This window comes from Streptococcus sp. FSL W7-1342, from assembly GCF_037966635.1.
GTDB classification, from domain to species: Bacteria; Bacillota; Bacilli; order Lactobacillales; family Streptococcaceae; genus Streptococcus; species Streptococcus salivarius_D.
Genome location: NZ_CP150200.1, coordinates 1,362,989 through 1,384,903, shown reverse-complemented (window position 1 = coordinate 1,384,903; position 21,915 = coordinate 1,362,989). Strand labels below are relative to the sequence as shown.

Here is a 21,915-nt window from a genome sequence, read left to right as displayed (position 1 = left end):
CTTTTGTGTTGCACTTCATTTTACAATAGGGCAAACTATTTTTTGTCAAAATTTTCTGAATAATTCTCGTTTAAATCTTGGATTATTTCTAAAAAAATGATAAAATAGGTCTTATAATAGATAAAAGGAGTTACTATCTTGGCTAAACAATACAAAAACTATGTCAATGGTGAGTGGAAAACATCTGAAAACGAAATTACTATCTACGCACCTGCAAACGGTGAGGAACTTGGATCAGTTCCAGCGATGAGCCAAGCTGAAGTAGACGAAGTCTACGCAGCAGCTAAAGCAGCACTTCCAGCATGGCGTGCACTTTCATATGCTGAACGTGCAGCTTACCTTCATAAAGCAGCAGATATCTTGGAACGTGATGCAGAAAAAATCGGTCAAGTTCTTTCTAAAGAAATCTCTAAAGGTTTGAAATCTGCAATCGGTGAAGTTGTTCGTACTGCTGAAATCATCCACTATGCAGCTGAAGAAGGTTTGCGTTTGGAAGGTGAAGTACTTGAAGGTGGTTCATTTGACGCAGGTAGCAAGAAAAAAATCGCTGTTGTTCGTCGCGAACCAGTAGGTCTTGTCCTTGCTATCTCTCCATTTAACTACCCAGTAAACTTGGCTGGTTCTAAAATTGCTCCTGCCTTGATTGCTGGTGACGTTGTTGCCTTCAAACCACCAACACAAGGTTCTATCTCAGGTCTTCTTTTGGTTGAAGCATTTGTTGAAGCTGGTATCCCTGCAGGTGTCTTGAACTCTATCACTGGTCGTGGTTCTGTTATCGGTGACTATATCGTTGAACACAAAGCAGTTGATTTCATCAACTTCACAGGTTCAACACCAGTTGGTGAAAATATCGGTCGTTTGGCAGCTATGCGTCCAATCATGCTTGAACTTGGTGGTAAAGATGCCGCTATCGTTCTTGAAGATGCTGATCTTGACTTGACTGCTAAAAACATTGTTGCTGGTGCCTTTGACTATTCAGGTCAACGTTGTACAGCTATCAAACGTGTTCTTGTAATGGATAGTGTTGCAGATGAATTGGTAGAAAAAGTAACTGCTTTGGTAGGTAATATCACTGTTGGTATGCCTGAAGAAAGTGCAAGCGTTACACCACTTATCGATACAAAAGCAGCTGACTTCGTTCAAGGTTTGATTGATGATGCCGTTGAACAAGGTGCTACTGCTAAAACTGAATTGAAACGTGAAGGCAACCTTATCTACCCAGCTGTCTTTGATCATGTAACAACTGACATGCGTCTTGCTTGGGAAGAACCATTTGGTCCAGTATTGCCATTCATCCGTGTATCTTCAGTTGAAGAAGCAATCAAGATTTCTAACGAATCTGAATTTGGTCTTCAAGGTGCAGTCTTCACTCAAGACTACCCACGTGCATTTGCAATTGCTGAACAACTTGAAGTTGGTACAGTTCACATCAACAACAAAACACAACGTGGTACAGATAACTTCCCATTCCTTGGTGTTAAAGGATCTGGTGCCGGAACTCAAGGTGTGAAATACTCTATCGAAGCTATGACTCGTGTGAAATCAACAGTATTTGATATCGCAAACTACTAAGAGTTTAGCTATTCAATCATTAAAAAGTGTAAAGAGTCCCCATTATAGGGACTCTTTTTCTTTTAAAATATGGTATAATAGAACTAAATTTCGAATATAGAGAGTTTTCTGACAATGAATAAATCTTATTTTTACTTGGTTATGAAGACCCATGAATTAGAGGTGCCATACACTGGTAAACTTCGTCGTGTGCGTGTTCTTCTACCTAAGAACTATGAAACGGATACAGATCGTTCTTACCCTGTCGTGTATTTCCATGATGGTCAGAATGTTCTTTATAGTAAGGAGTCATTTTCGGGCTATTCTTGGAAGATTATCCCAACAATCAAGCGTAATCCTGATATTTCGCGCATGATTGTTGTAGCCATCGATAATGATGGTCCTGGCCGTATGAATGAGTATTCTGCGTGGAAGTACCAAGAATCTAATATCCCTGGTGTTCAGTTCGGAGGCAAGGGAGTAGAGTATGCGGAGTTTGTCATGGATGTGGTTAAACCCTTTATTGACAAGGAGTACCGTACCCTCTCAGACCGTCAGCATACAGCTATGATTGGTTCATCCCTTGGTGGTAATATCACTCAGTTTATGGGGCTTGATTATAAGGAGCAGATAGGTTGTCTTGGGGTATTTTCTTCAGCTAACTGGTTGCATCAAGATGCCTTTGATCGTTACATGTCGCGTCAAAAGCTCGATGCAGATCAACGTGTCTACATTTATGTAGGGACTGAGGAAGCTGATGATACTGACAAGACCTTGATGGCTGGTAACATTAAGCAGGCTTATATTGACTCTTCATTGAGCTATTACCATGATTTGATTGCTCGTGGGGTTGATTTGGAAAATATCAAGATTCACATTCAGTCTGGTGCTGAACACAATGAAGAAGCTTGGGCTGAGAATTTACCAGACTGTCTTCGCTTTTTCGCTGAAAAGTGGGACTAGTCTATATTAACGCAAATTATTTTAATTTAGGAAAAGGTATATAAATATGAATATCGAACATCTTAGCCACTGGAGTGGTCAACTTAATCGTGAAATGTATGTTAACCGTTATGGGCACGCTGGTATCCCTGTTGTGGTTTTTGCTTCATCAGGTGGTAGCCATAACGAATACTATGACTTCGGTATGATTGATGCTTGTGCACGTTTTATCGAAGAAGGGCGCGTACAATTCTTTACGCTGTCAAGTGTGGACAGTGAAAGCTGGCTTTGTGATTGGAAAAATCCACACGATCGTGCTGAAATGCATCGTGCTTATGAACGTTATGTTATTGAAGAAGCTATTCCATTTATCAAACACAAAACTGGTTGGTTTGATCCAATGATGACAACAGGATGTTCAATGGGTGCTTACCATGCGCTTAATTTCTTCTTGCAACATCCTGATGTTTTCAATAAAGTAGTAGCTCTTAGTGGTGTCTACGATGCTCGTTTCTTTGTGGGTGAGTTTGGAGGGGATGAAGCTATTTACCAAAATTCCCCATCAGATTATATCTGGAACCAAAATGATGGTTGGTTTATCGACCGCTACCGTCAAGCTGAAATCATCGTATGTACAGGTCTTGGTGCTTGGGAACAAGATGGTCTTCCTTCTTACTATAAACTTAAGGAAGCCTTTGAACAAAAGAATATTCCAGCCTGGTTCTCTGAGTGGGGCCATGATGTCGCTCACGATTGGGAATGGTGGCGTAAACAAATGCCTTATTTCCTTGACAATATGAACCTATAATTTCTTTGTCTATCCTATCTAAATAACTATAAAAGAGGAATCACTAATGAATTATCTTGTTATTTCACCATACTATCCACAAAACTTCCAACAGTTTACAGTTGAACTTGCTAATAAGGGAATCACTGTTCTTGGTATTGGTCAAGAGCCTTATGAACAGTTAGATCAACCTTTGAAAGATGCTTTGACAGAGTACTTCCGTGTAGATAATCTGGAAAACTTGGATGAAGTTAAGCGTGCCGTAGCCTTTCTTTTCTACAAACATGGTCCAATCGATCGTATCGAATCTCATAATGAATACTGGTTGGAATTGGATGCTACTCTTCGTGAACAGTTCAATGTTTTTGGTGCTAAGCCAGAAGACCTTAAGAAGACTAAATTCAAGTCTGAAATGAAGAAACTCTTCCAAAAAGCTGGTGTTCCAGTTGTGCCAGGTGCTGTCATTAAAACTGACGAAGATGTGGATAAAGCTGTGAAAGAAATCGGTCTTCCAATGATTGCTAAGCCAGATAATGGGGTTGGTGCAGCTGCAACCTTCAAACTTGAAACAGAAGATGATATCAATCATTTCAAGGCTGAGTGGGACCATGAAACAGTTTATTTCTTTGAAAAATTTGTAACTTCAAGTGAAATCTGTACTTTCGATGGTTTGATTGACCATGATGGTAATATTGTTTTCTCAACAACTTTCGATTATGCCCACACTCCACTTGACTTGATGATTTACAAGATGGATAATTCTTACTACGTTCTTAAGGATATGGATCCTAAGTTACGTAAGTATGGTGAGGCAATTGTCAAAGAATTTGGTATGAAGGAACGTTTCTTCCATATTGAGTTCTTCCGTGATGGTGACGATTATATTGCTATTGAATATAATAACCGTCCAGCAGGTGGTTTCACAATCGACGTCTATAACTATGCTCATTCGTTTGATTTGTACAAGGGCTATGCGGATATCGTTGCTGGCGAACCATTCCCAGCTTCTCAGTTTGAGCCACTTTACTGTTTGGCTACTTCACGTCGTGTAAGCTCACACTATGCTTACTCAGAAGAAGAACTTTTTGATAAGTATCGTGAACAACTTAAAGTTAAGAAAATCATGCCTGCAGCCTTTGCAGAGTTGCAAGGTGACTTCCTTTATATGTTGACAACTCCAAGTCGTGAGGAAATGGAACAAATGATTGAGGACTTTGGTAAAAAAGCCTAATCTGTATATGTTAAAAGCACTTCAGTTTACTCTGAAGTGCTTTTGTAATGGCTTATTTTTCGTGAAGCTCTTGGTTTTTAATAACCAGTTCTGATACTTTAGCGAATTTTTTAAGTTTTTTGAGGTCTTCTGGATGAGTTACCAAGCTAATGACGCTACCTTCATTTCCCATACGGCCGGTACGACCTGCACGGTGAGTGTAGGCTTCACGGTCTCGAGGAATATCGAAGTTGATGACCACTTCCAGATTTTCAATATCGATGCCTCGTGCCAAGAGGTCAGTACCTAGTAAGAGTGAAATCTCATGGTTCTTGAATTTTTCCAAGATAACCTTACGGAATTTGACGTTGATGTCACTAGCCAATGATACTGCTGAAGCTCCGTTAAATTGGAGGCGCTCTTCAGTAGCCCCAAGGTCAGAAAGACTGTTGAAAAAGACAAGGCCACGGAAATCAGGAATATTGGAGAACTTACGAAGAAGTTCGACACGGTTACGTTTATCAACACTGATATAATAATGTTTAATAGTATCTAATTCCTGATCAGATAAGTCATAAACGATAGTATTTTCGACAAGAACTTGATCGTCAATTTTGTTGGTTGCCGAAATATAGATCATTTGATGATCACGAGGAACATGGTGGCTGATTTTTGTCACAAAGTGGTATTGGCTATCACTGAGAAGCTCATCAAATTCATCGAGGACGATGGTGTTGACATTCATCATCTTGATTTTTTTGAGTTTAATCAGCTCAAAAACACGGCCAGGGGTTCCGATGAGAATTTCTGGTCCTTTCTTCAGGCGTTCAATTTGTCGTTTTTGACTAGAGCCAGAAAGGAAGAGTTGGGCAGTGAGTCCTAGTGGCTCAGCCCATTGTTTGGTTACATCAAAAATCTGTCCAGCAAGTTCAGAATTAGGTGCTAGGATAAGCAGTTGTTGAGCTTTTTTTGGCTTGAGTGAAAGAAGAAGTGGAAGAAGGTAGGCAAGGGTTTTACCTGTTCCTGTAGGACTGATACCTAGGACATTGTCTCCTTCAGTGATTGGTGCAAAGAGTTCTTTTTGAATGGCAGTCTCTGTAGTGATTCCTTTTTCTTTAAGGAGGTCTTGCCATTGTTCAGGAAAGTTTTTAAACATAAAAGTCTCATTTTCTATATGGATTTGCTTTTATTATATCATGATTTAGTGTAGAATAGATAAGAAAGACTATATTAGATAGGAATTTACCATGCCTAAAAAACCGATTATTATTGGGGTTACGGGTGGCTCTGGTGGCGGTAAGACCAGTGTTTCTCGTGCCATTCTATCAAATTTTCCAGATGAGAAAATTGCCATGATTGAGCATGATTCTTATTATAAGGATCAGTCACATTTGACTTTTGAAGAGCGTGTGTCAACGAACTACGACCATCCTTTTGCCTTTGATACAGATCTTATGATTGAACATATCAATGAGCTGATTGCTGGGCGTCCTGTAGATATTCCGATTTATGACTACACCCAACACACTCGCAGTGAAAAGACTTATCGTCAGGAACCACAGGATGTCTTCATTGTTGAAGGGATTTTGGTACTTGAGGATAAACGTTTGCGTGATTTGATGGATATCAAGCTTTTTGTAGATACTGATGATGACATTCGTATTATCCGTCGTATCAAGCGTGATATGGAAGAGCGTGGCCGTAGCTTGGATAGTATCATTGAGCAATATATCAGTGTGGTTAAACCTATGTACCACCAGTTTATCGAACCTACGAAACGCTACGCAGATGTGGTGATTCCTGAAGGTGTCACAAATACTGTTGCTATCGACTTGATTAATACTAAGGTAGCAAGCATTTTGAAAGAAAGTCAGAAAGCCTAAGCAGGAGCTTGGCTTTTTTGGTATAATTGAAACGTTATGATTATTTTACAAGGAAACAAGATTGAGCGCTCTTTCTCAGGAGATGTGCTCTTTGATAATATTAATATTCAGGTAGATGAACGTGATCGTATTGCCCTGGTTGGCCGTAACGGTGCTGGGAAATCAACCTTATTGAAAATCTTGGTTGGAGAGGAAGCGCCGACGAGTGGTGAAATCAATACAAAACGTGATTTGAATTTGTCTTACTTGGCTCAGGATAGTCGCTTTGAGTCTAGCAATACCATCTATGCGGAAATGTTAAATGTCTTTTCAGACCTACGTGCAGATGAAAAACGTCTGCGTGACATGGAAATGAAGATGGCCGAGTTGACTGGGATAGAATTGGACAAGTTAATGACTGACTACGATCGCCTTTCCGAGGATTTCAGACAGCGTGGTGGTTTTACCTATGAATCTGATATCAGAGCTATTCTCAATGGTTTTAAGTTTGATGAAAGCATGTGGGAGATGCCCATTTCCGATCTTTCTGGAGGGCAAAACACGCGCCTGGCTTTGGCGAAAATGCTGCTTGAGAAGCCTGAGCTCTTGGTACTGGACGAACCGACCAACCACTTGGATATCGAGACCATTGCCTGGTTGGAAAATTACTTGGTCAATTATCAGGGAGCTCTAATCATTGTCAGTCACGACCGTTATTTTTTGGACAAGGTGGCGACAGTAACCCTGGATTTGACCAAACATAGTTTAGATCGTTATGTCGGAAACTATTCAAAATTCATGGATCTCAAGGCTGAAAAATTGGCTACTGAAGCAAAGAACTTCGAAAAGCAACAAAAGGAAATTGCTAAGCTGGAGGACTTTGTTAATCGTAATATTGTCCGTGCCTCTACAACTAAGCGTGCTCAAGCCCGTCGTAAACAGCTAGAGAAAATGGAACGTCTGGATAAGCCAACAGAAGGTCAAAAGTCAGCTAATATGACTTTCCATGCGGATAAGGTCTCTGGGAATGTGGTCTTGACTGTGAGGGATGCTGCCATTGGTTATGACGATGAGATTCTCTCAGAGCCGATTTCCCTGGATGTTAAGAAGATGGATGCCATTGCTATTGTGGGACCTAATGGTATAGGGAAAACAACCTTTATCAAGTCGGTAGTAGGTAAGCTGCCATTTATCAAGGGAACATCAACTTATGGTGCCAATGTTGAAGTGGGTTACTATGACCAAACCCAATCTGCCTTGACACCGTCCAACACTGTTCTTGATGAGTTGTGGAATGATTTTGCGACAACTCCTGAAGTTGAGATTCGTAACCGTCTGGGAGCCTTTCTCTTCTCAGGAGATGATGTCAAAAAGTCGGTTTCTATGCTTTCGGGTGGTGAGAAGGCTCGCCTGCTCCTAGCTAAATTATCAATGGAAAACAACAATTTCCTCATCCTAGATGAGCCGACCAACCACTTGGACATTGATAGTAAGGAAGTCTTGGAAAATGCCCTCATTGACTTTGATGGAACGCTTCTTTTTGTCAGCCACGACCGTTACTTTATCAACCGAGTGGCAACCAAAGTGATGGAAATTTCTGAGGATGGAGCAACCATTTATCTTGGAGACTACGATTACTACCTTGAGAAGAAGGCGGAGCTTGAAGAGTTAGCACGTCTTGAGGCAGAGGAAAATCAAGTATCAGAGGAAGTCCAAGTGGCTTCAGCGGGTGCTAGTGATTATCAAGCTCAAAAAGCCAATCAAAAAGAGATGCGTAAACTAAGTCGACGCATTGAGCAAATTGAAAATGAGCTAGAGACAATTGAGGAACGCTTGGAGGAAATTTCTGCTGCCATGCTTGAAACAAATGAAGTGGTGGAATTGTCTGACTTGCAGAAAGAGCTGGATGACTTATCAGTTTCTCAAGAAGCTCTGATGGAAGAGTGGAGTGATTTATCAGAACAATTGGAAGGTTAAGGGATGATGAAAACCTTTTCATGCTTTGAGTTGTGAAAGGCTTACATTGTTGGTATACTAGTCTTAGTATATAAAAGGAGACTAACTTTATGAACAAAGTAAAGAAAAAAGTGTATCGTAACACAACATCTTTCAACATGATGGCATGGGGATCATTTGCCTTCTTCGTAATCTTGATGTTGGTAGGCCTCTATACCCTTAAAGAGCCTTTGATGGTTAAGGGTTACTACCTCATGGGATGTGTAGGATTGATTTCATCATCATTTACAGTATCTAAGGTTGTCCGTGATAACCAAGAAGATGAAGAAAACTATAACAAACTCATCGCTCAACAAACTTTCGAACAATAAGAAGAGAAGCCTGAAAAGGCTTTTTCTTTTTGCAGAAAATGCACAAATATTCTGACTCTTTCCTAGTGGAAGTGTTATAATGGAGTGAAGAGGGTTAGATGATTTTGGAATGAGTAAGTCCAATTCATCAGCCTCAATGCCTTATAAGACTAATTATCGTATAAGAATGCGTTAGTGAAAAGGTAGGTAATATTATGGAATTCAAAGTGAAAGATGGTCAAATCATCTATTATCGTGATCTCGGTAAAGGCTTTCCAATTGTTTTTTTGCATGGCAATAATTTGTCAGGAAATTACTTTGGTAAGCAAGGAATTCTGTATCGAGACTATCGTTTAATTTTCATTGATAGTCGTAATCACGGCAGGTCCAGTCGTCAAAGTGTTAAGATGACCTTTGAACAGATGGCTGCCGATTTGGAGGAAATTTTGCAATATTTGAATATCAAGAAGGCCTTATTTGTCGGTCATAGTGACGGTGCCAATTTGGCTATGGTTTATGCTAGTCGTTATCCTGACCGGATTGCAGGGCTCTTGCTTAATGCGGGAAATATGACCTTTAATGGGTTGACGAGACGCTCAAGATTCGCGGTCTATATACAATATCTTTGCTTAAAAGCCTTGTCACCATTTTCATCTAAAATGGATATCATGGCTCAGGTAACGGGGCTTATGCTTCATGACTTGCCACTAGATAGGGAACGTCTACATCAGGCTGCCTATCCTGTTTGGGTAGTTATGGGGCAAAGGGATGTTATCAGTATCAGGCATTCTAGGGAGATTTCGGAACTCTTTCCAATTCATAAGCTTTATGTCCAACGTCGAGAAGGGCATCGTCTAGCTCAACGTAAATATAAGATTTTCAATCAAATGATTCGTGAGCTTGTGAGAATTAGTCGAAAAGAGGTGGTGGCATGAAGCGTCTTTTAGAGAGACTTCAACCTTTAAAAGCGGCCGTTAAATCTATCTTCTTTATCTCGATTACGGTTCTTGTCGTCATAGAATTGGTTCGCCTCAAACGGACCATCACTTTAGAGTCACTTGAGTCAGCTCTGGGCGGTTTGTCTATTTGGCATCTTGTTTTGATGGCTATCATCGGACTAGTCGCTGTCTCCCCTATGCTCTTTTATGACATCATACTGAATAAGGAGCTAGAAACGGATTATTCCAAATCCTATATCTTAGAAACTAGTTGGGCTGTTAACACCATTAATAATTTAGCTGGTTTTGCTGGTTTGGTCGATGTGGGTCTGAGATATTCCTTTTATTCTGAGGATGGGCAGGAAAAGACGGGTGTTAAGGCACTTTCTCGTTTATTGCCTTACTTTATGTCGGGCCTATCCCTTTTAAGTGGTTTGGTATTCGCTGTCTTTTGGTTCTTCCCTCTAAGTCCAGATTTAAGAAAGTATTGGTTACTGTTATTGGGGATTTTCCTTTATCTGCCTTTTATTTTCTTTGTTTCTAGTCGTGAAAAATTAGCCTATTTTGGTCAAGTACCATTGAAAACGAGGCTAAGTCTTCTTTTAGCTTCGACAGCTGAATGGGGAACGGCCCTTGGAAGCTTTGTAAGTGTAGCTTATTTAATGGGCTTGCATGTTCCTCTTTATAATTTGATTCCTCTTTATTTCCTAGCAGTTATTATTGGTATCTTCTCTATGATTCCGGGTGGGATTGGTAGTTTCGATTTGATTGTGATTACCGGTCTGACCTCTATGGGGGTTAGCAATGCTCTAGCGGTTAGTCTGCTCTTGCTCTTTCGTTTAACCTACTACATTATTCCTTTCTTGTTAGGTGTTGTCTTCTTTTTCAAACACATGGGAGGGCGTATCAACGAGAAATACTTCAAACTTTCTTCACGAGTATTTGGTGGAAGTCTCCACCGCTTTCTTGTGTATTTGCTACGTTTTTCAGGGATTTTCTTGATTTTGTCAGCCTTAATCCCAGAACGCTTGGCAAATGTCTACTTTATTAGCCGTTTTAATCCTATTCAGGAACAGTTGATTTGGCAATTCCCAAGTATCCTATTTGGAACTCTATTCATTTTCATGGCTCGTCTCATCAGACGTCGGGTGAAGGGAGCTTTCATTGCTTCCTTAATAACCTTTGTCTTGACCTTGATTTATGTCAATCTCAATGGTATTTCTTGGGCTATGTCATTCCTAATTGTACTCTCTTTGGTGCTTATGTTGATCATCAGAAAGAGGTTGTATCATCGTTACTTTGTTTATAGTTGGGAAGACAAAACCAAGGATTTCCTTTTCCTAGCCTTTACTATTCTGGTTCTTCTTGTTCTGGGTGGCAGCGGTTTTTGGTCTCATTTATTGCCACCTAAGAACCGGGATGTTCTTGGACATTTTGTTCATATTTGGTTTGATATTTTACTGGCATCAGTTATCATTGCAACTATTGTTTGGGGAGTCTTGAGAATTTTGGCACCCCGCAGGACTTTTGGTCAAAGTATGGATGATGAGCGCTTTACAGCTCTCCTTGAGAAATACGGAGGTGCATCAGAAAGTGCCTTGGCTTATTTACATGATAAACGCCTCTTTTGGTATCGTGTCGATGGACAAGACCAGGTAGTTTTCCAATTTGCACAAACCAGCAATAAGTGTGTGGTTATGGGAAATCCAATTGGTAATGAAAACTATTACCGAGCAGCTTGGGAATCTTTCTTGAAGACACTATCAGATTGGAATTTACAAGCCTTGTTTTATGAGGCAGACGAGAGTATTACCCTGATGCTTCATGATTATGGCTTTGATTTTATGAAATTTGGGGAAAACGCCATGGTTGATTTGACGACATTCTCTGTCGATGGTAAGCATGGTAAGAAGTTCCGTAAACCAACCAATCGTGTCGAAAAAGCAGGTTTCCAGTTTAAGTTACTTGATCCTCCATTTTCAGAGACTCAGATGCAAGAAATGAAGGCTGTCTCAGATATTTGGCTTAACGGTCGTAAGGAGAAGGGGTTCTCTCTTGGTTTCTTTGATGAAGCTTATCTGCAGCAGGCACCGATTGCTATTGTTGAGAGTGAGGATGGAGAAATTGTAGCCTTTGCTAATATCATGCCAACCAAAAACAAACGGGTGGCGACGATAGACCTTATGCGTTATGATTTTGAAAAGGCACCTGAAGGTATTATGGATTACCTCTTTGTCAAACTCTTCCAGTATTTCCAAGCAGAAGGAAAGCAATACTTTGATATGGGGATGGCTCCACTCGCGAATGTGGGTACTGAAGAAGATAGTTTCTTGGAAGAGAAGGTTGCCAATTTGGTCTATGTCTTTGCGCAGCGTTTTTACTCTTTTAGTGGGCTCCAACGTTATAAGGAGAAGTTTTCTCCAATATGGTCTCCAAAATACATTGTTTATCCTAAACGAACTTGGCTCTTGTTTGATATGATTGCCATTTTAAGGATTGATAATCGTAAAATTGAAGACAGATTGAAGAAAAGACGTCTTTGGAAATAGATATAAAAAATAGCGAAACCCTGGGGTTTCGCTATTTTGCTATGTTCTAAAATTATTTCTCAAATTCTGCTTTTGATTTAGTATCTGCGTATTCTTCAGCAATCTCACTTGAGAGAATGTCATCGTAACTTGGCAATTCAATGTCTTGGCCATATTTGTTACGAAGGGCAGTTGTAACCAAACGGTAGGCAAGGTTGGCGTTACGAGAAAGAATTGGTCCATGGAAGTAGCTACCATAAACATTTTTATAGTGGACACCCTCAGTACCATCTTCCTTGTTATTACCATTACCGTAGACCACTTTGCCAAGTGGTTTTTCATCATCAGAAAGGAAGGTACGCCCTTGGTGATTTTCAAAACCATAGTAAGTTTCATCAAACTCTTCGTTATGGATTTTGATATCACCAATGTAACGGTTATTTTCTTGATTAAGGGTGTAGTGACCCATGACGCCGATACCATCAATACGGACACCGTTAGCCTGGATGTAATATTGTCCAAGAAGTTGGAAACCACCACAGATGGCTAGGATTACTTTATTATCTTGGATGAATTGACCAATGGCATCACGTTTAGAGGGGAGATCTTTGGCAACGATAGATTGTTCGTAGTCTTGACCACCTCCAAAGAAGACCATGTCGTAGTGGTCCTTGTCGAAGTCATCACCAACTGAAACGATGTCGAAGGTCATCTTAGCACCAAGTTTTTCACCCACATATTTGATCATAAGGACATTACCGTTGTCACCGTAGGTATTGAGCAGATTACCATAAAGGTGGGCAACATTTAGGTCATAGGTGTAGTCACGATTTTCTGGAGATTTGAGTGAAGTATAGGTCATTAGTTCATCTCCTTTCCGACAGCATGACGTTGAGCAAGAATATCACGGAATTCAAGCATGGCAGTATAGGTCGCCAAGATATAGGCATGATCGCAATCTTGTTTTTCAATCAAGGCCATAATATCTTCAAGTTTTTCTGCTTGCGTAATCTTATCCTCTGGATAGCCAGTCACACGAAGGCGGCGGGCAATTTCAGAATGGCGTACACCACCAGCATTAATCTCAGGGATATCCATTTCGAGAATACTTTCAAAGTTGGCATCCCAAATCCAGCTGGTGTCAATGCCATCAGCATAGTTAGCATTAAGTAGGACTGACAAGCTAAATGGATAATCGGCAAGTTTAATCATGTCAAGAGCTTGGCTGGCTCCTACGGGATTCTTAATTAGTACGAGGGTACATGATTTGTCACCAATCTTAAAGGTTTCTTGGCGTCCAAAGACAGCACGACTCTTATCAAAACCAGCTTTGATTTGCTCTGGAGCCACTCCGAAGAATTCAGCGACAGAAACAGCAGCAAGGGCATTGTAGATGTTATAAAGACCACCGACATTAATCTTGTAATCTTGTCCATCAATGACAAATTCAGAAGTAGTGTTGGTGATTTTAGTCAACTCTGTCAGCTTATAATCTAATTCTGGACGGTGGAAGTCGCGGTTAAGGCACACATAGTCTCCCAAGTTAGCGTAAGTATTAAGGCGATACTGAAGAATACTCTCACATTTAGGGCAGACAATACCTTCAGTATTATAATGAGCCAGCTCTGGATCATGTTTTTCAGTGTCAAAACCGTAGAAACGCACGGGATTGACTACCTCTTTAGAATTGAAAAGAGGACTGTCTCCATTAGCCAAAATAGTAGCCTCAGGCGCCTTAGCAGCACCATCTAAAATCATCTGATAAGTGGTATAGATTTCACCATAGCGGTCCATTTGGTCACGGAAAATATTTGTGAAAACAAAAAGACTTGGAGTGATGTATTCAGTGATTTTTGGAAGGCTGGCCTCGTCAATTTCCAAGACAGCAATTTTCTTACCAGACTTGGCTTTTTTAGCTGTTAGGAAAGTAGAAGTGATCCCTGTGATCATGTTGGCCCCACTAGGATTGGTCACAATCTCACCAAAAGCTTCTTTAAGAATACCTACTGTCAAAGCTGTTGTCAGAGTCTTACCGTTGGTTCCAGTGACAACGACAATCTCGTAGTTCTTGGCTAAAGTGTCTAAAATATCTTTGTCAAATTTAAGGGCAATTTTTCCAGGCAGGGTTGAACCACGTCCCAATTTTGAAAGGACGAAATGGCTAGCTTTACCCGCCAGAATTCCCATGGTAGTTTTCATAGTCATGAATTTATTTTATCACAAAAAGTAGTGATTGTAGTCTCAAAATAGTTAGAATTCGTGGTATAATAGAAACTGTTTAAAAATTAAAAGAAAGTGTGATATGTATGGGAATACTTTCGTCCATTGATATTGATTTTTGGCGGTCACTCTTCGATAGTCCGCTGAAAGTTATCGTCAATAGTTTGGACATATTGATTGTTGCTTTTTTAATTTATCGCTTTATTAGGGCCCTACGAGGGACAAAAATTATGACCCTTGTTCAAGGGGTTGTCTTATTTATTTTTGTCAAACTGATTTCTGATTTTATAGGCTTCACGACGATTTCTTATTTGATGAATCAGGTCATCAACTATGGAGCCATTGCGGCGGTTGTGATCTTTGCGCCAGAGCTTCGTTCTGCACTTGAAACCTTTGGGCGTACGCCTCAGCATTTTTTGCAAAGTAAAGAGGTTAGTTCAGACGAGAAGTTGGTTCAAGCCTTTGTTAAAGCTGTTAAGTACATGAGTCCTCGTAAGATTGGGGCCTTGGTTTCTATTGAACAGACTCAGACCTTACAAGAGCAGATTGCGACGGGGATTCCGCTTGATGCGGTGGTGACTGGGGAACTATTAATTAATATTTTCATCCCAAATACACCGCTTCATGATGGAGCAGTTATCATCAGAGATAACAAGGTTGCGACGGCTTGTTCTTATCTGCCATTGACGGAATCTAATAAGATTTCCAAAGAGTTTGGAACTAGGCACAGAGCTGCCATTGGTCTTTCAGAACAAACAGATGCGCTTACCTTTGTTGTTTCCGAGGAGACTGGTGCGATTTCCATTGCTTACAAGGGAAATTTCATACACGATCTCTCCGTTCAAGAATTTGAACAAGAGTTGAGTCTTATCTTGTTGAAAGAACAAGAACCACGTCAGTCATTCTTCCAACGTTGGATTGGAGGTAGCAAAAAATGAAGTGTTTTGTAAATTTCTTTAAAAACGATCGTTTATGGCAGATACTAGTTGCACTCTTCTTTGCTGTAGTACTCTTTTTCACAGCCTGGTCGGGGAACGCGCAAAATAAACAGAATAGTTCAAGTGCATCTAATACCTTTACACAAACCATTGAGTCGGTTCCTGTGGATATAAAATATGATAGTGATAAGTACTTTATCAGTGGTTATTCCTATGATGCCGAAGTCTATTTGACGGCGACAACACAGCTGGCTTTAACGACTGAGACAAGTAGTGATACACGTCACTTTAAATTAGTTGCTGATTTGTCAAATTTAGGCCAAGGAACCAGTCGAGTACCTATTCAGGTTAAGGATCTTCCAGCCGGAATGTCTGCGCAGGTATCTCCATCAACCTTGACGGCAACTATTGGCAAAAAAGCCAGCAAGACCTTTGATGTAGTAGCTAATATTACATCAGATAAGTTGGCAAATGGTTATGAAGTGAAAAAAGTTAGCCTGGATGAAACCAAGGTAGAAGTGACGTCGAGTGAAGATATCATTAACCAGATTGACCATGTTCAAGCAGTATTGGAAGGTGATTCCAACCTGTCTGAAGATTATGATGGTAACCTGGTTCTTCAAGCCGTTTCGGCAAATGGAACAGTCCTAGCAAGTTCTATCTCACCAGCTAAGGTACACGCCAAGATTAATTTGAGAAAATTAAGCAAATCTGTTCCTGTCAAGGTTGAACTGACTGGAGATAAGGCTAGCAATGTGTCTAATATCAGCTATAGCTTTGATCGTGGGCATGTGACTATCGTTGGTAGCCAAGAAGCTATGGATAAGATTGATAGCATCACAGTCCCTGTGGACATTAGCCAAGTGACTAAGGATACTTCAAAAACAATAGACCTTAAGGCAGAAGGTGTTACGGTTCAGCCTGGCACTGTTAAGGTTAACTTAAAAGTCACGCAAAAATAGGGGAGTTACATTTTCCCCAAATTCATGTATAATGGATGGGACTGAGAGGGCCTAATCTCATAAAAATGTAACCAATTAAAAATGTTTAAAATCAAGGGTTGAAAATATTGGCGAAATCTTATAAAGTTAGATTATCTAGATAGATTTCACTAGATTGACTCTTGCTAAACAGCATCACAGTTTAAGGAGGATTTAGTGCTCAAGCACTAATAATAAAATTATGGGTAAATATTTTGGAACAGACGGTGTTCGTGGAGAAGCAAACGTTGAACTTACGCCTGAATTGGCCTTTAAATTAGGTCGTTTTGGTGGTTATGTGCTTAGCCAACATGAGACTGGCCGTCCTAAAGTTTTTGTGGCACGTGATACACGTATTTCTGGTGAGATGTTGGAATCTGCCTTAGTAGCAGGTTTGCTCTCAGTGGGTATTGAAGTCTACAAACTTGGAGTACTTGCAACACCTGGTGTCTCATATTTGGTTCGTACAGAAAATGCAAGTGCCGGTGTTATGATTTCAGCCAGCCATAATCCAGCTCTTGATAATGGCATCAAGTTCTTTGGTGGTGATGGCTTTAAATTGGATGATGCGCGTGAAGCGGAAATTGAAGCCCTTCTCGATGCTGCAGAAGATACGCTTCCACGCCCTTCAGCTGAAGGACTTGGAACCCTTGTGGATTATCCAGAAGGTCTTCGTAAATATGAAAAATTCTTGGTAGCTACAGGTGTTGACCTTGGTGGTATGAAGGTTGCCTTGGATGCGGCTAATGGTGCGGCTGCGGTATCTGCACGTAATATTTTCCTTGATTTGAACGCAGAAATCGCTGTCATTGGTGACCAACCTGATGGCCTTAACATCAATGCTGGTGTTGGTTCGACACACCCAGAGCAGTTGCAAGCCTTGGTTAAAGAAACTGGCTCAGCTATCGGTCTTGCCTTTGATGGTGACAGTGACCGTCTCATCGCTGTTGATGAAAATGGTGATATTGTTGATGGTGACAAGGTGATGTACATCATCGGTAAACATTTGTCACAAAAGGGCGAGTTGTTTAAAAATACCATTGTGACAACAGTTATGTCAAACCTTGGTTTCCACAAGGCACTTGACCGTGAAGGTATTAACAAGGCAGTGACTGCTGTTGGTGACCGTTACGTTGTCGAAGAAATGCGTAAAAACGGCTACAACCTTGGTGGTGAACAATCTGGACACGTTATTATCATGGATTACAACACAACTGGTGATGGCCAATTGACAGCAATCCAATTGACTAAAGTCATGGTTGAAACAGGTAAGAGCTTGTCTGAATTGGCTTCAGAAGTGACTATCTATCCACAAAAATTGGTTAATATCCGTGTGGAAAATAGCATGAAAGATAAGGCTATGGAAGTTCCTGCAATTGCGGCTATCATTGAAAAAATGGAAGCTGAGATGGCTGGAAATGGCCGTATCTTGGTTCGTCCAAGTGGTACAGAACCTCTCCTTCGTGTTATGGCAGAAGCACCAACAGATGATGAAGTGAATTACTACGTTGATACGATTGCTGATGTTGTTCGTGCAGAAATTGGATTGGACTAAGTATGATAGCTAAACTGAGAGCCTTCATGGCTACCGAAGTTTTCAAGTACCTTTTCTTTGGTGTCTTGGCAACTTTGGTCTATATGGTTAGTCGTACTTTGATTTTCCAGTTTACTCAACAAGGAGCACTTTCAGCAGTCTTAGCAAATGCGATTGCCATTATCTTTGCCTTTTTTACAAATGACATGTTTGTCTTTAATCAGGAAAAGACAGGTATGGTCACGCGCTTTGTTAAGTTCGTGGGAGCCCGCCTCTTGACCTTGGTCTTGGATTTGGCTCTGGCCTATTTCTTGGTTGATACCTATCCAGAAATTATTGGTCAATTTGTTGGTCATAGTCATGCTTGGGTAAATGGTATCGAGAGTTTGTTCTCTCAGGTCCTTATCATTGTATTGAACTACATTATTTCTAAATTTTTCGTCTTTACAGGCGAGAAAGTATAAACAAAAAGGAAGTTGTTAGGAAATGTGTTAAAAGCATTTCTTACCAACCTCCTTTTTTGATATAATTGAAGAGACTTAAAAAAATAGAAAGATGAAACATGTACGTACAATTATCTCAACGCCTCAAGGACGTAGCAACCTATGTTCCGAAAGGCGCAAAACTCTTGGATGTAGGCAGTGATCATGCCTATCTTCCGATTTATTTACTTGAAAAAGGTTTGATTACTTCAGCTATTGCTGGTGAAGTGGTAAAAGGCCCTTATGAATCTGCTCTTGCTAATGTCTCAGCTTCTGGTTTCCAAGATAAAATCGACGTGCGCTTGGCTAATGGCTTGGCTGCCTTCGAACCTGCTGATGAGGTAACAACTATCACGATTTGTGGCATGGGAGGACGTCTTATTGCGGATATCCTAGATGCTGGAAAGGACAAACTAACAGGCGTAGACCGTCTGATTTTACAACCAAATAATCGTGAAGATGATCTCCGTATTTGGTTGATGGAAAATGGTTTTGAGATTATTGCCGAATCCATCATGACTGAAAATGGCAAATACTACGAAATCATGGTGGCAGAAGCTGGACATATGAGCCTTTCAGACAAGGAAGTGCGTTTTGGTCCTCATCTCATGAAAGAACAATCTCAGGTTTTCCAGCTCAAATGGCAGCGAGAAATCAATAAACTTGAGATTGCCTTAGGATCCATTCCTCTTGCCAATCAGACTGACCGTGCAGCTATTGAAGATAAAATTCAAACCATTAAGGAGGTTTTGAACCATGTTAGCTAGTGAACTTATCAAGACTTATGAGGAATTTTGTCCACAGGAGCTTTCCATGGAAGGTGATGTGGTTGGCTTGCAAATTGGCAGTCTGGATAAGGAGATTCAGAAGGTCATGGTTACCTTGGATGTTCGTGAAAATACAGTAGCTGAAGCTATTGAAAAAGGTGTGGACCTTATCATTGCTAAACACGCTCCAATTTTCCGTCCAGTTAAGGATTTGGTCTCTTCGCCTGACCGAGATATTTTGCTTGACCTGGTTAAGCATGATATTGCAGTCTATGTGAGTCATACTAATATTGATGTTGTCAATGATGGGCTTAATGATTGGTTTTGTGACATACTTGACATTAAAGACACCACTTATTTAACACAGACTTCTGAAAATCATGGAATCGGTCGAGTGGGTGATATCGTGCCACAGACCATTGAAGAACTTGCTCTTAAAGTAAAAGCAGTTTTTGGCTTGGACAGTGTTCGCTTGGTTCGTTATGACCATAATAATCCTCTTGTTAGCCGTGTGGCTATTTGTGGGGGTAGTGGTCAAGGATTTTACAAGGATGCTTTGAAAAAGGGCGCACAAGTCTTTATCACTGGTGATGTTTACTACCATACAGGGCAAGAAATGATTACTAATGGTCTCTTGGCTATTGACCCTGGGCACCATGTTGAAGCCCTCTTTATCTCAAAGATTGCTGAAAAACTTGAGGCTTGGAAACGTGAGCATGATTGGAATGTGACCATACTTGAGAGTCAGTCCTCAACTAATCCTTTTGATCATTTGTAGGAGGATGTGTCTTTGACTTGGCTTTTACATCAAAATGTGGTCTTTTTGGCCTTACTTGCAGGTCTTTTTACTTGGGGCTGTACCATTGTCGGTTCGGCCATTGTTTTCTTCTTCAAGAATATTAGTCGTAAATTGTTAGATATCATGATGGGCTTTGCGGCTGGTGTCATGATTGCGGCCTCTTTTTGGTCACTTTTGGATCCCTCTTTAACCTATGCGACTCAAAATGGCTATGGGAAATGGTCCTGGTTCCCTGCGGCAGCTGGCTTCTTGCTTGGTGGTGTTGCCCTCCGTTTAATTGATGCCGTCGTTCCTCATTTGCATTTAGGAAATGACATCTCAAAAGCAGAAGGGATTCAACCTCGTAAGAAAAAGTTGTCTAAAACAGCCTTGCTCTTTTTGGCTATCACGATTCATAATTTTCCAGAGGGATTGGCGGTTGGTGTTACCTTTGGTGCCCTAGCTGGTGGGAATATGACACTTGCTGGTCTCATGGGAGCCATTGGTCTAGCTATCGGTATTGGTTTGCAGAATGTCCCTGAAGGTGCAGCCCTCTCTATTCCTATTCGAGCAGATGGAAAATCTCGTATCAAGGCCTTTTATTGGGGATCTATGTCAGCCATCGTGGAGCCTATAGGGGCTGTTATGGGAGCTGCTCTTGTTATGTGGATGATGGCGATTATTCCTTATGCTTTGGCTTTTGCGGCTGGTGCCATGATCTTTGTGGTAACGGAGGAATTGATTCCTGAATCACAAACCAATGGTAATACTGACGTCACCACCTTAGGACTCATGGTTGGCTTTGTCGTCATGATGGTCATGGACGTGGCCTTAGGTTAAAAATACTAGAGAGCTGTGCCTATTGATATAGGACTCAGCTCTTTTCAAATAGATGGAGTAAAAAATGAAAATAGCAATTGTTGGTGCAGGTATCGTCGGTTCAACGGCTGCCTACTACTTATCAAAAGAAAAAGACGCAGAGGTTACAGTATTTGATCATGGTCTCGGGCAAGCCACCAAGGCGGCAGCAGGGATTATCAGCCCCTGGTTTTCCAAGCGTCGTAATAAAGCCTGGTATCGAATGGCCCGTTTGGGAGCCGATTTTTACCAAGATTTAGTTTCAGATCTTGAAAATGATGGTTATGACACGAGCTTCTATGATCAGTCTGGTGTAGCCCTTCTCAAGAAAGATGATAGTAAGTTGGACGGTTTGTATCAGCATGCAGAAACTAGGCTAGAAGAATCACCCATTATTGGTGAACTCTCTATAAAAAATGCTGCCGACCTCCCTGAATTTACTGGATTTGACCGTTATCTCTATGCTTCTGGAGGTGCCAGAGTGGAGGGGGCAGAATTAACATCTACTTTGATTGAGGCCTCTGGTTTTGAAAAGGTAGAGGGTCTAGTCATACTATCTCCTCTTGATAATGGCACTTACGAGATTAATGGGCAAACTTTTGATAAGGTCATTCTCGCTTGTGGTGCCTGGCTAGGTCAAACACTCGAGCCCCTTGGTTTTGACGTAGATGTTCGCCCCCAAAAGGGGCAATTGCGCGACTATTTCTTTGAGGGCATGGATACTGGTAGATTACCTGTTCTGATGCCAGAGGGCGAATTGGATGTCATTCCTTTTGCTGGTGGAAAGATTTCGGTAGGGGCCAGCCATGAAAATGACCAAGGCTTTGATTTGACAGTTGATGAGACTGTACTTGCAAGTCTGGAGGAAGAGGCTAAGACCTATTTCCCTGACTTAAGTACGGCCAAGTCCTTCTCAGAACGTGTGGGAACTAGAGCCTACACGAGTGATTTCTCACCTTTCTTTGGAGAAGTTCCAGAGCTTGAGGGTGTCTTTGTCGCCTCTGGTTTAGGATCTTCAGGACTTACGACAGGGCCACTTATTGGAAAAAATTTGGTTGATTTGGTTATGAACCGATCTGGTAGTTTGGACAGTGCAGATTATCCAGTGGCTCAGTACGTTAAGAAAAAAGACTAATAGTATTAAAGCCCTCCAATATATTGAAATTTATGAATCAGTTAGCTATTTCTCCTTATTTAGGGATGCTAGCTGATTCTTTTTATTAGAATTTCTTTG

Annotated in this window: 20 protein-coding genes; 17 read left to right on the top strand and 3 right to left on the bottom strand. The window is 40.9% G+C overall.

The features are described 5' to 3' along the window. Nucleotides 1-138: 138 nt before the first annotated feature. The 4 genes from NSQ79_RS06235 to NSQ79_RS06220 all read left to right on the top strand — a co-directional run bounded on the left by NSQ79_RS06235 (nucleotide 139) and on the right by NSQ79_RS06220 (nucleotide 4,511). A complete protein-coding gene (locus NSQ79_RS06235) occupies nucleotides 139-1,572 on the top strand; it encodes an NADP-dependent glyceraldehyde-3-phosphate dehydrogenase (RefSeq protein WP_045772117.1) in 1,434 nt (477 codons plus the stop codon). A gap of 114 nt (nucleotides 1,573-1,686) precedes the next feature. Beyond that, nucleotides 1,687-2,514 carry an alpha/beta hydrolase gene (locus NSQ79_RS06230; protein ID WP_002884105.1) on the top strand — a complete coding sequence of 276 codons (828 nt, stop codon included), beginning with the start codon at nucleotides 1,687-1,689 and terminating at the stop codon, nucleotides 2,512-2,514. Between the two features lie 46 nt (nucleotides 2,515-2,560). Continuing rightward, entirely contained in the window at nucleotides 2,561-3,301 is a 741-nt protein-coding gene (locus NSQ79_RS06225; protein ID WP_002884014.1) for an alpha/beta hydrolase-fold protein, read from the top strand. A gap of 46 nt (nucleotides 3,302-3,347) precedes the next feature. Beyond that, complete coding sequence (locus tag NSQ79_RS06220) at nucleotides 3,348-4,511, top strand: ATP-grasp domain-containing protein (RefSeq protein ID WP_164332243.1); 1,164 nt, start codon at nucleotides 3,348-3,350, stop codon at nucleotides 4,509-4,511. A gap of 52 nt (nucleotides 4,512-4,563) precedes the next feature. On the opposite strand, the gene NSQ79_RS06215 is transcribed toward NSQ79_RS06220, so the two are convergent. Beyond that, a complete protein-coding gene (locus NSQ79_RS06215; protein WP_045772116.1) occupies nucleotides 4,564-5,646 on the bottom strand; it encodes a DEAD/DEAH box helicase in 1,083 nt (360 codons plus the stop codon). 91 nt (nucleotides 5,647-5,737) lie between these two features. Here NSQ79_RS06215 and udk point away from each other — a divergent pair, with 91 nt between their 5' ends. The 5 genes from udk (at nucleotide 5,738) to mprF (ending at nucleotide 12,145) form a co-directional block, all read left to right on the top strand. Next, nucleotides 5,738-6,373 (top strand): uridine kinase, encoded by a 636-nt coding sequence (udk, locus tag NSQ79_RS06210; protein WP_002890688.1) that lies wholly within the window; start codon nucleotides 5,738-5,740, stop codon nucleotides 6,371-6,373. Between the two features lie 36 nt (nucleotides 6,374-6,409). Further along, nucleotides 6,410-8,329 (top strand): ABC-F family ATP-binding cassette domain-containing protein, encoded by a 1,920-nt coding sequence (locus NSQ79_RS06205; RefSeq protein ID WP_045772115.1) that lies wholly within the window; start codon nucleotides 6,410-6,412, stop codon nucleotides 8,327-8,329. An 89-nt stretch (nucleotides 8,330-8,418) separates the two neighbouring features. Beyond that, complete coding sequence (locus NSQ79_RS06200) at nucleotides 8,419-8,679, top strand: YiaA/YiaB family inner membrane protein (protein WP_002883990.1); 261 nt, start codon at nucleotides 8,419-8,421, stop codon at nucleotides 8,677-8,679. A 194-nt stretch (nucleotides 8,680-8,873) separates the two neighbouring features. Next, nucleotides 8,874-9,593 (top strand): alpha/beta hydrolase, encoded by a 720-nt coding sequence (locus tag NSQ79_RS06195; protein WP_013990774.1) that lies wholly within the window; start codon nucleotides 8,874-8,876, stop codon nucleotides 9,591-9,593. Further along, a complete protein-coding gene (gene mprF / locus NSQ79_RS06190) occupies nucleotides 9,590-12,145 on the top strand; it encodes a bifunctional lysylphosphatidylglycerol flippase/synthetase MprF (RefSeq protein WP_164332244.1) in 2,556 nt (851 codons plus the stop codon). The genes NSQ79_RS06195 and mprF overlap by 4 nt, the downstream gene beginning before the upstream one ends. A 52-nt stretch (nucleotides 12,146-12,197) precedes the next feature. On the opposite strand, the gene gatD is transcribed toward mprF, so the two are convergent. Together gatD and murT are read right to left on the bottom strand one after the other, a co-directional pair. Continuing rightward, on the bottom strand, nucleotides 12,198-12,986 hold the full coding sequence (gatD, locus tag NSQ79_RS06185) for a lipid II isoglutaminyl synthase subunit GatD (protein ID WP_004182704.1): 789 nt from the start codon (nucleotides 12,984-12,986) through the stop codon (nucleotides 12,198-12,200). Continuing rightward, nucleotides 12,986-14,329, bottom strand: a complete 1,344-nt coding sequence (murT, locus tag NSQ79_RS06180) for a lipid II isoglutaminyl synthase subunit MurT (protein ID WP_004182703.1) — start codon at nucleotides 14,327-14,329, stop codon at nucleotides 12,986-12,988. The genes gatD and murT overlap by 1 nt, the downstream gene beginning before the upstream one ends. Before the next feature lie 101 nt (nucleotides 14,330-14,430). Between murT and cdaA the strand changes: the two genes are divergently transcribed. The 8 genes from cdaA to NSQ79_RS06140 all read left to right on the top strand — a co-directional run bounded on the left by cdaA (nucleotide 14,431) and on the right by NSQ79_RS06140 (nucleotide 21,816). Next, nucleotides 14,431-15,282: a diadenylate cyclase CdaA gene (gene cdaA / locus NSQ79_RS06175; RefSeq protein WP_004182702.1), complete on the top strand. Its 852-nt coding sequence runs from the start codon at nucleotides 14,431-14,433 to the stop codon at nucleotides 15,280-15,282. Next, entirely contained in the window at nucleotides 15,279-16,244 is a 966-nt protein-coding gene (locus tag NSQ79_RS06170) for a CdaR family protein (RefSeq protein ID WP_004182701.1), read from the top strand. The genes cdaA and NSQ79_RS06170 overlap by 4 nt, the downstream gene beginning before the upstream one ends. A gap of 220 nt (nucleotides 16,245-16,464) precedes the next feature. Next, complete coding sequence (glmM, locus tag NSQ79_RS06165) at nucleotides 16,465-17,817, top strand: phosphoglucosamine mutase (protein ID WP_004182700.1); 1,353 nt, start codon at nucleotides 16,465-16,467, stop codon at nucleotides 17,815-17,817. A 2-nt stretch (nucleotides 17,818-17,819) separates the two neighbouring features. After that, a complete protein-coding gene (locus NSQ79_RS06160; RefSeq protein ID WP_037605588.1) occupies nucleotides 17,820-18,260 on the top strand; it encodes a GtrA family protein in 441 nt (146 codons plus the stop codon). 98 nt (nucleotides 18,261-18,358) lie between these two features. Continuing rightward, nucleotides 18,359-19,045 (top strand): tRNA (adenine(22)-N(1))-methyltransferase TrmK, encoded by a 687-nt coding sequence (locus NSQ79_RS06155; RefSeq protein WP_004182698.1) that lies wholly within the window; start codon nucleotides 18,359-18,361, stop codon nucleotides 19,043-19,045. Beyond that, nucleotides 19,035-19,823 (top strand): Nif3-like dinuclear metal center hexameric protein, encoded by a 789-nt coding sequence (locus NSQ79_RS06150; protein ID WP_004182697.1) that lies wholly within the window; start codon nucleotides 19,035-19,037, stop codon nucleotides 19,821-19,823. The genes NSQ79_RS06155 and NSQ79_RS06150 overlap by 11 nt, the downstream gene beginning before the upstream one ends. A 12-nt stretch (nucleotides 19,824-19,835) precedes the next feature. Beyond that, nucleotides 19,836-20,663, top strand: coding sequence for a ZIP family metal transporter (locus NSQ79_RS06145; protein WP_004182696.1), 828 nt, complete (start codon nucleotides 19,836-19,838; stop codon nucleotides 20,661-20,663). 64 nt (nucleotides 20,664-20,727) lie between these two features. Then, a complete protein-coding gene (locus NSQ79_RS06140) occupies nucleotides 20,728-21,816 on the top strand; it encodes an FAD-binding oxidoreductase (protein ID WP_004182695.1) in 1,089 nt (362 codons plus the stop codon). Nucleotides 21,817-21,915: the final 99 nt, after the last annotated feature.

What these genes read in the sequence shown, in the direction of transcription:
- NSQ79_RS06230 (WP_002884105.1), top strand. Translation starts at nt 1,687, where the DNA reads ATGAATAAATCTTATTTTTACTTGGTTATGAAGACCCATGAATTAGAG.
- NSQ79_RS06225 (WP_002884014.1), top strand. Translation starts at nt 2,561, where the DNA reads ATGAATATCGAACATCTTAGCCACTGGAGTGGTCAACTTAATCGTGAA.
- NSQ79_RS06220 (WP_164332243.1), top strand. Translation starts at nt 3,348, where the DNA reads ATGAATTATCTTGTTATTTCACCATACTATCCACAAAACTTCCAACAG.
- NSQ79_RS06215 (WP_045772116.1), bottom strand. Translation starts at nt 5,646, where the DNA reads ATGTTTAAAAACTTTCCTGAACAATGGCAAGACCTCCTTAAAGAAAAA.
- udk (WP_002890688.1), top strand. Translation starts at nt 5,738, where the DNA reads ATGCCTAAAAAACCGATTATTATTGGGGTTACGGGTGGCTCTGGTGGC.
- NSQ79_RS06205 (WP_045772115.1), top strand. Translation starts at nt 6,410, where the DNA reads ATGATTATTTTACAAGGAAACAAGATTGAGCGCTCTTTCTCAGGAGAT.
- NSQ79_RS06200 (WP_002883990.1), top strand. Translation starts at nt 8,419, where the DNA reads ATGAACAAAGTAAAGAAAAAAGTGTATCGTAACACAACATCTTTCAAC.
- NSQ79_RS06195 (WP_013990774.1), top strand. Translation starts at nt 8,874, where the DNA reads ATGGAATTCAAAGTGAAAGATGGTCAAATCATCTATTATCGTGATCTC.
- mprF (WP_164332244.1), top strand. Translation starts at nt 9,590, where the DNA reads ATGAAGCGTCTTTTAGAGAGACTTCAACCTTTAAAAGCGGCCGTTAAA.
- gatD (WP_004182704.1), bottom strand. Translation starts at nt 12,986, where the DNA reads ATGACCTATACTTCACTCAAATCTCCAGAAAATCGTGACTACACCTAT.
- murT (WP_004182703.1), bottom strand. Translation starts at nt 14,329, where the DNA reads ATGACTATGAAAACTACCATGGGAATTCTGGCGGGTAAAGCTAGCCAT.
- cdaA (WP_004182702.1), top strand. Translation starts at nt 14,431, where the DNA reads ATGGGAATACTTTCGTCCATTGATATTGATTTTTGGCGGTCACTCTTC.
- NSQ79_RS06170 (WP_004182701.1), top strand. Translation starts at nt 15,279, where the DNA reads ATGAAGTGTTTTGTAAATTTCTTTAAAAACGATCGTTTATGGCAGATA.
- glmM (WP_004182700.1), top strand. Translation starts at nt 16,465, where the DNA reads ATGGGTAAATATTTTGGAACAGACGGTGTTCGTGGAGAAGCAAACGTT.
- NSQ79_RS06160 (WP_037605588.1), top strand. Translation starts at nt 17,820, where the DNA reads ATGATAGCTAAACTGAGAGCCTTCATGGCTACCGAAGTTTTCAAGTAC.
- NSQ79_RS06155 (WP_004182698.1), top strand. Translation starts at nt 18,359, where the DNA reads ATGTACGTACAATTATCTCAACGCCTCAAGGACGTAGCAACCTATGTT.
- NSQ79_RS06150 (WP_004182697.1), top strand. Translation starts at nt 19,035, where the DNA reads ATGTTAGCTAGTGAACTTATCAAGACTTATGAGGAATTTTGTCCACAG.
- NSQ79_RS06140 (WP_004182695.1), top strand. Translation starts at nt 20,728, where the DNA reads ATGAAAATAGCAATTGTTGGTGCAGGTATCGTCGGTTCAACGGCTGCC.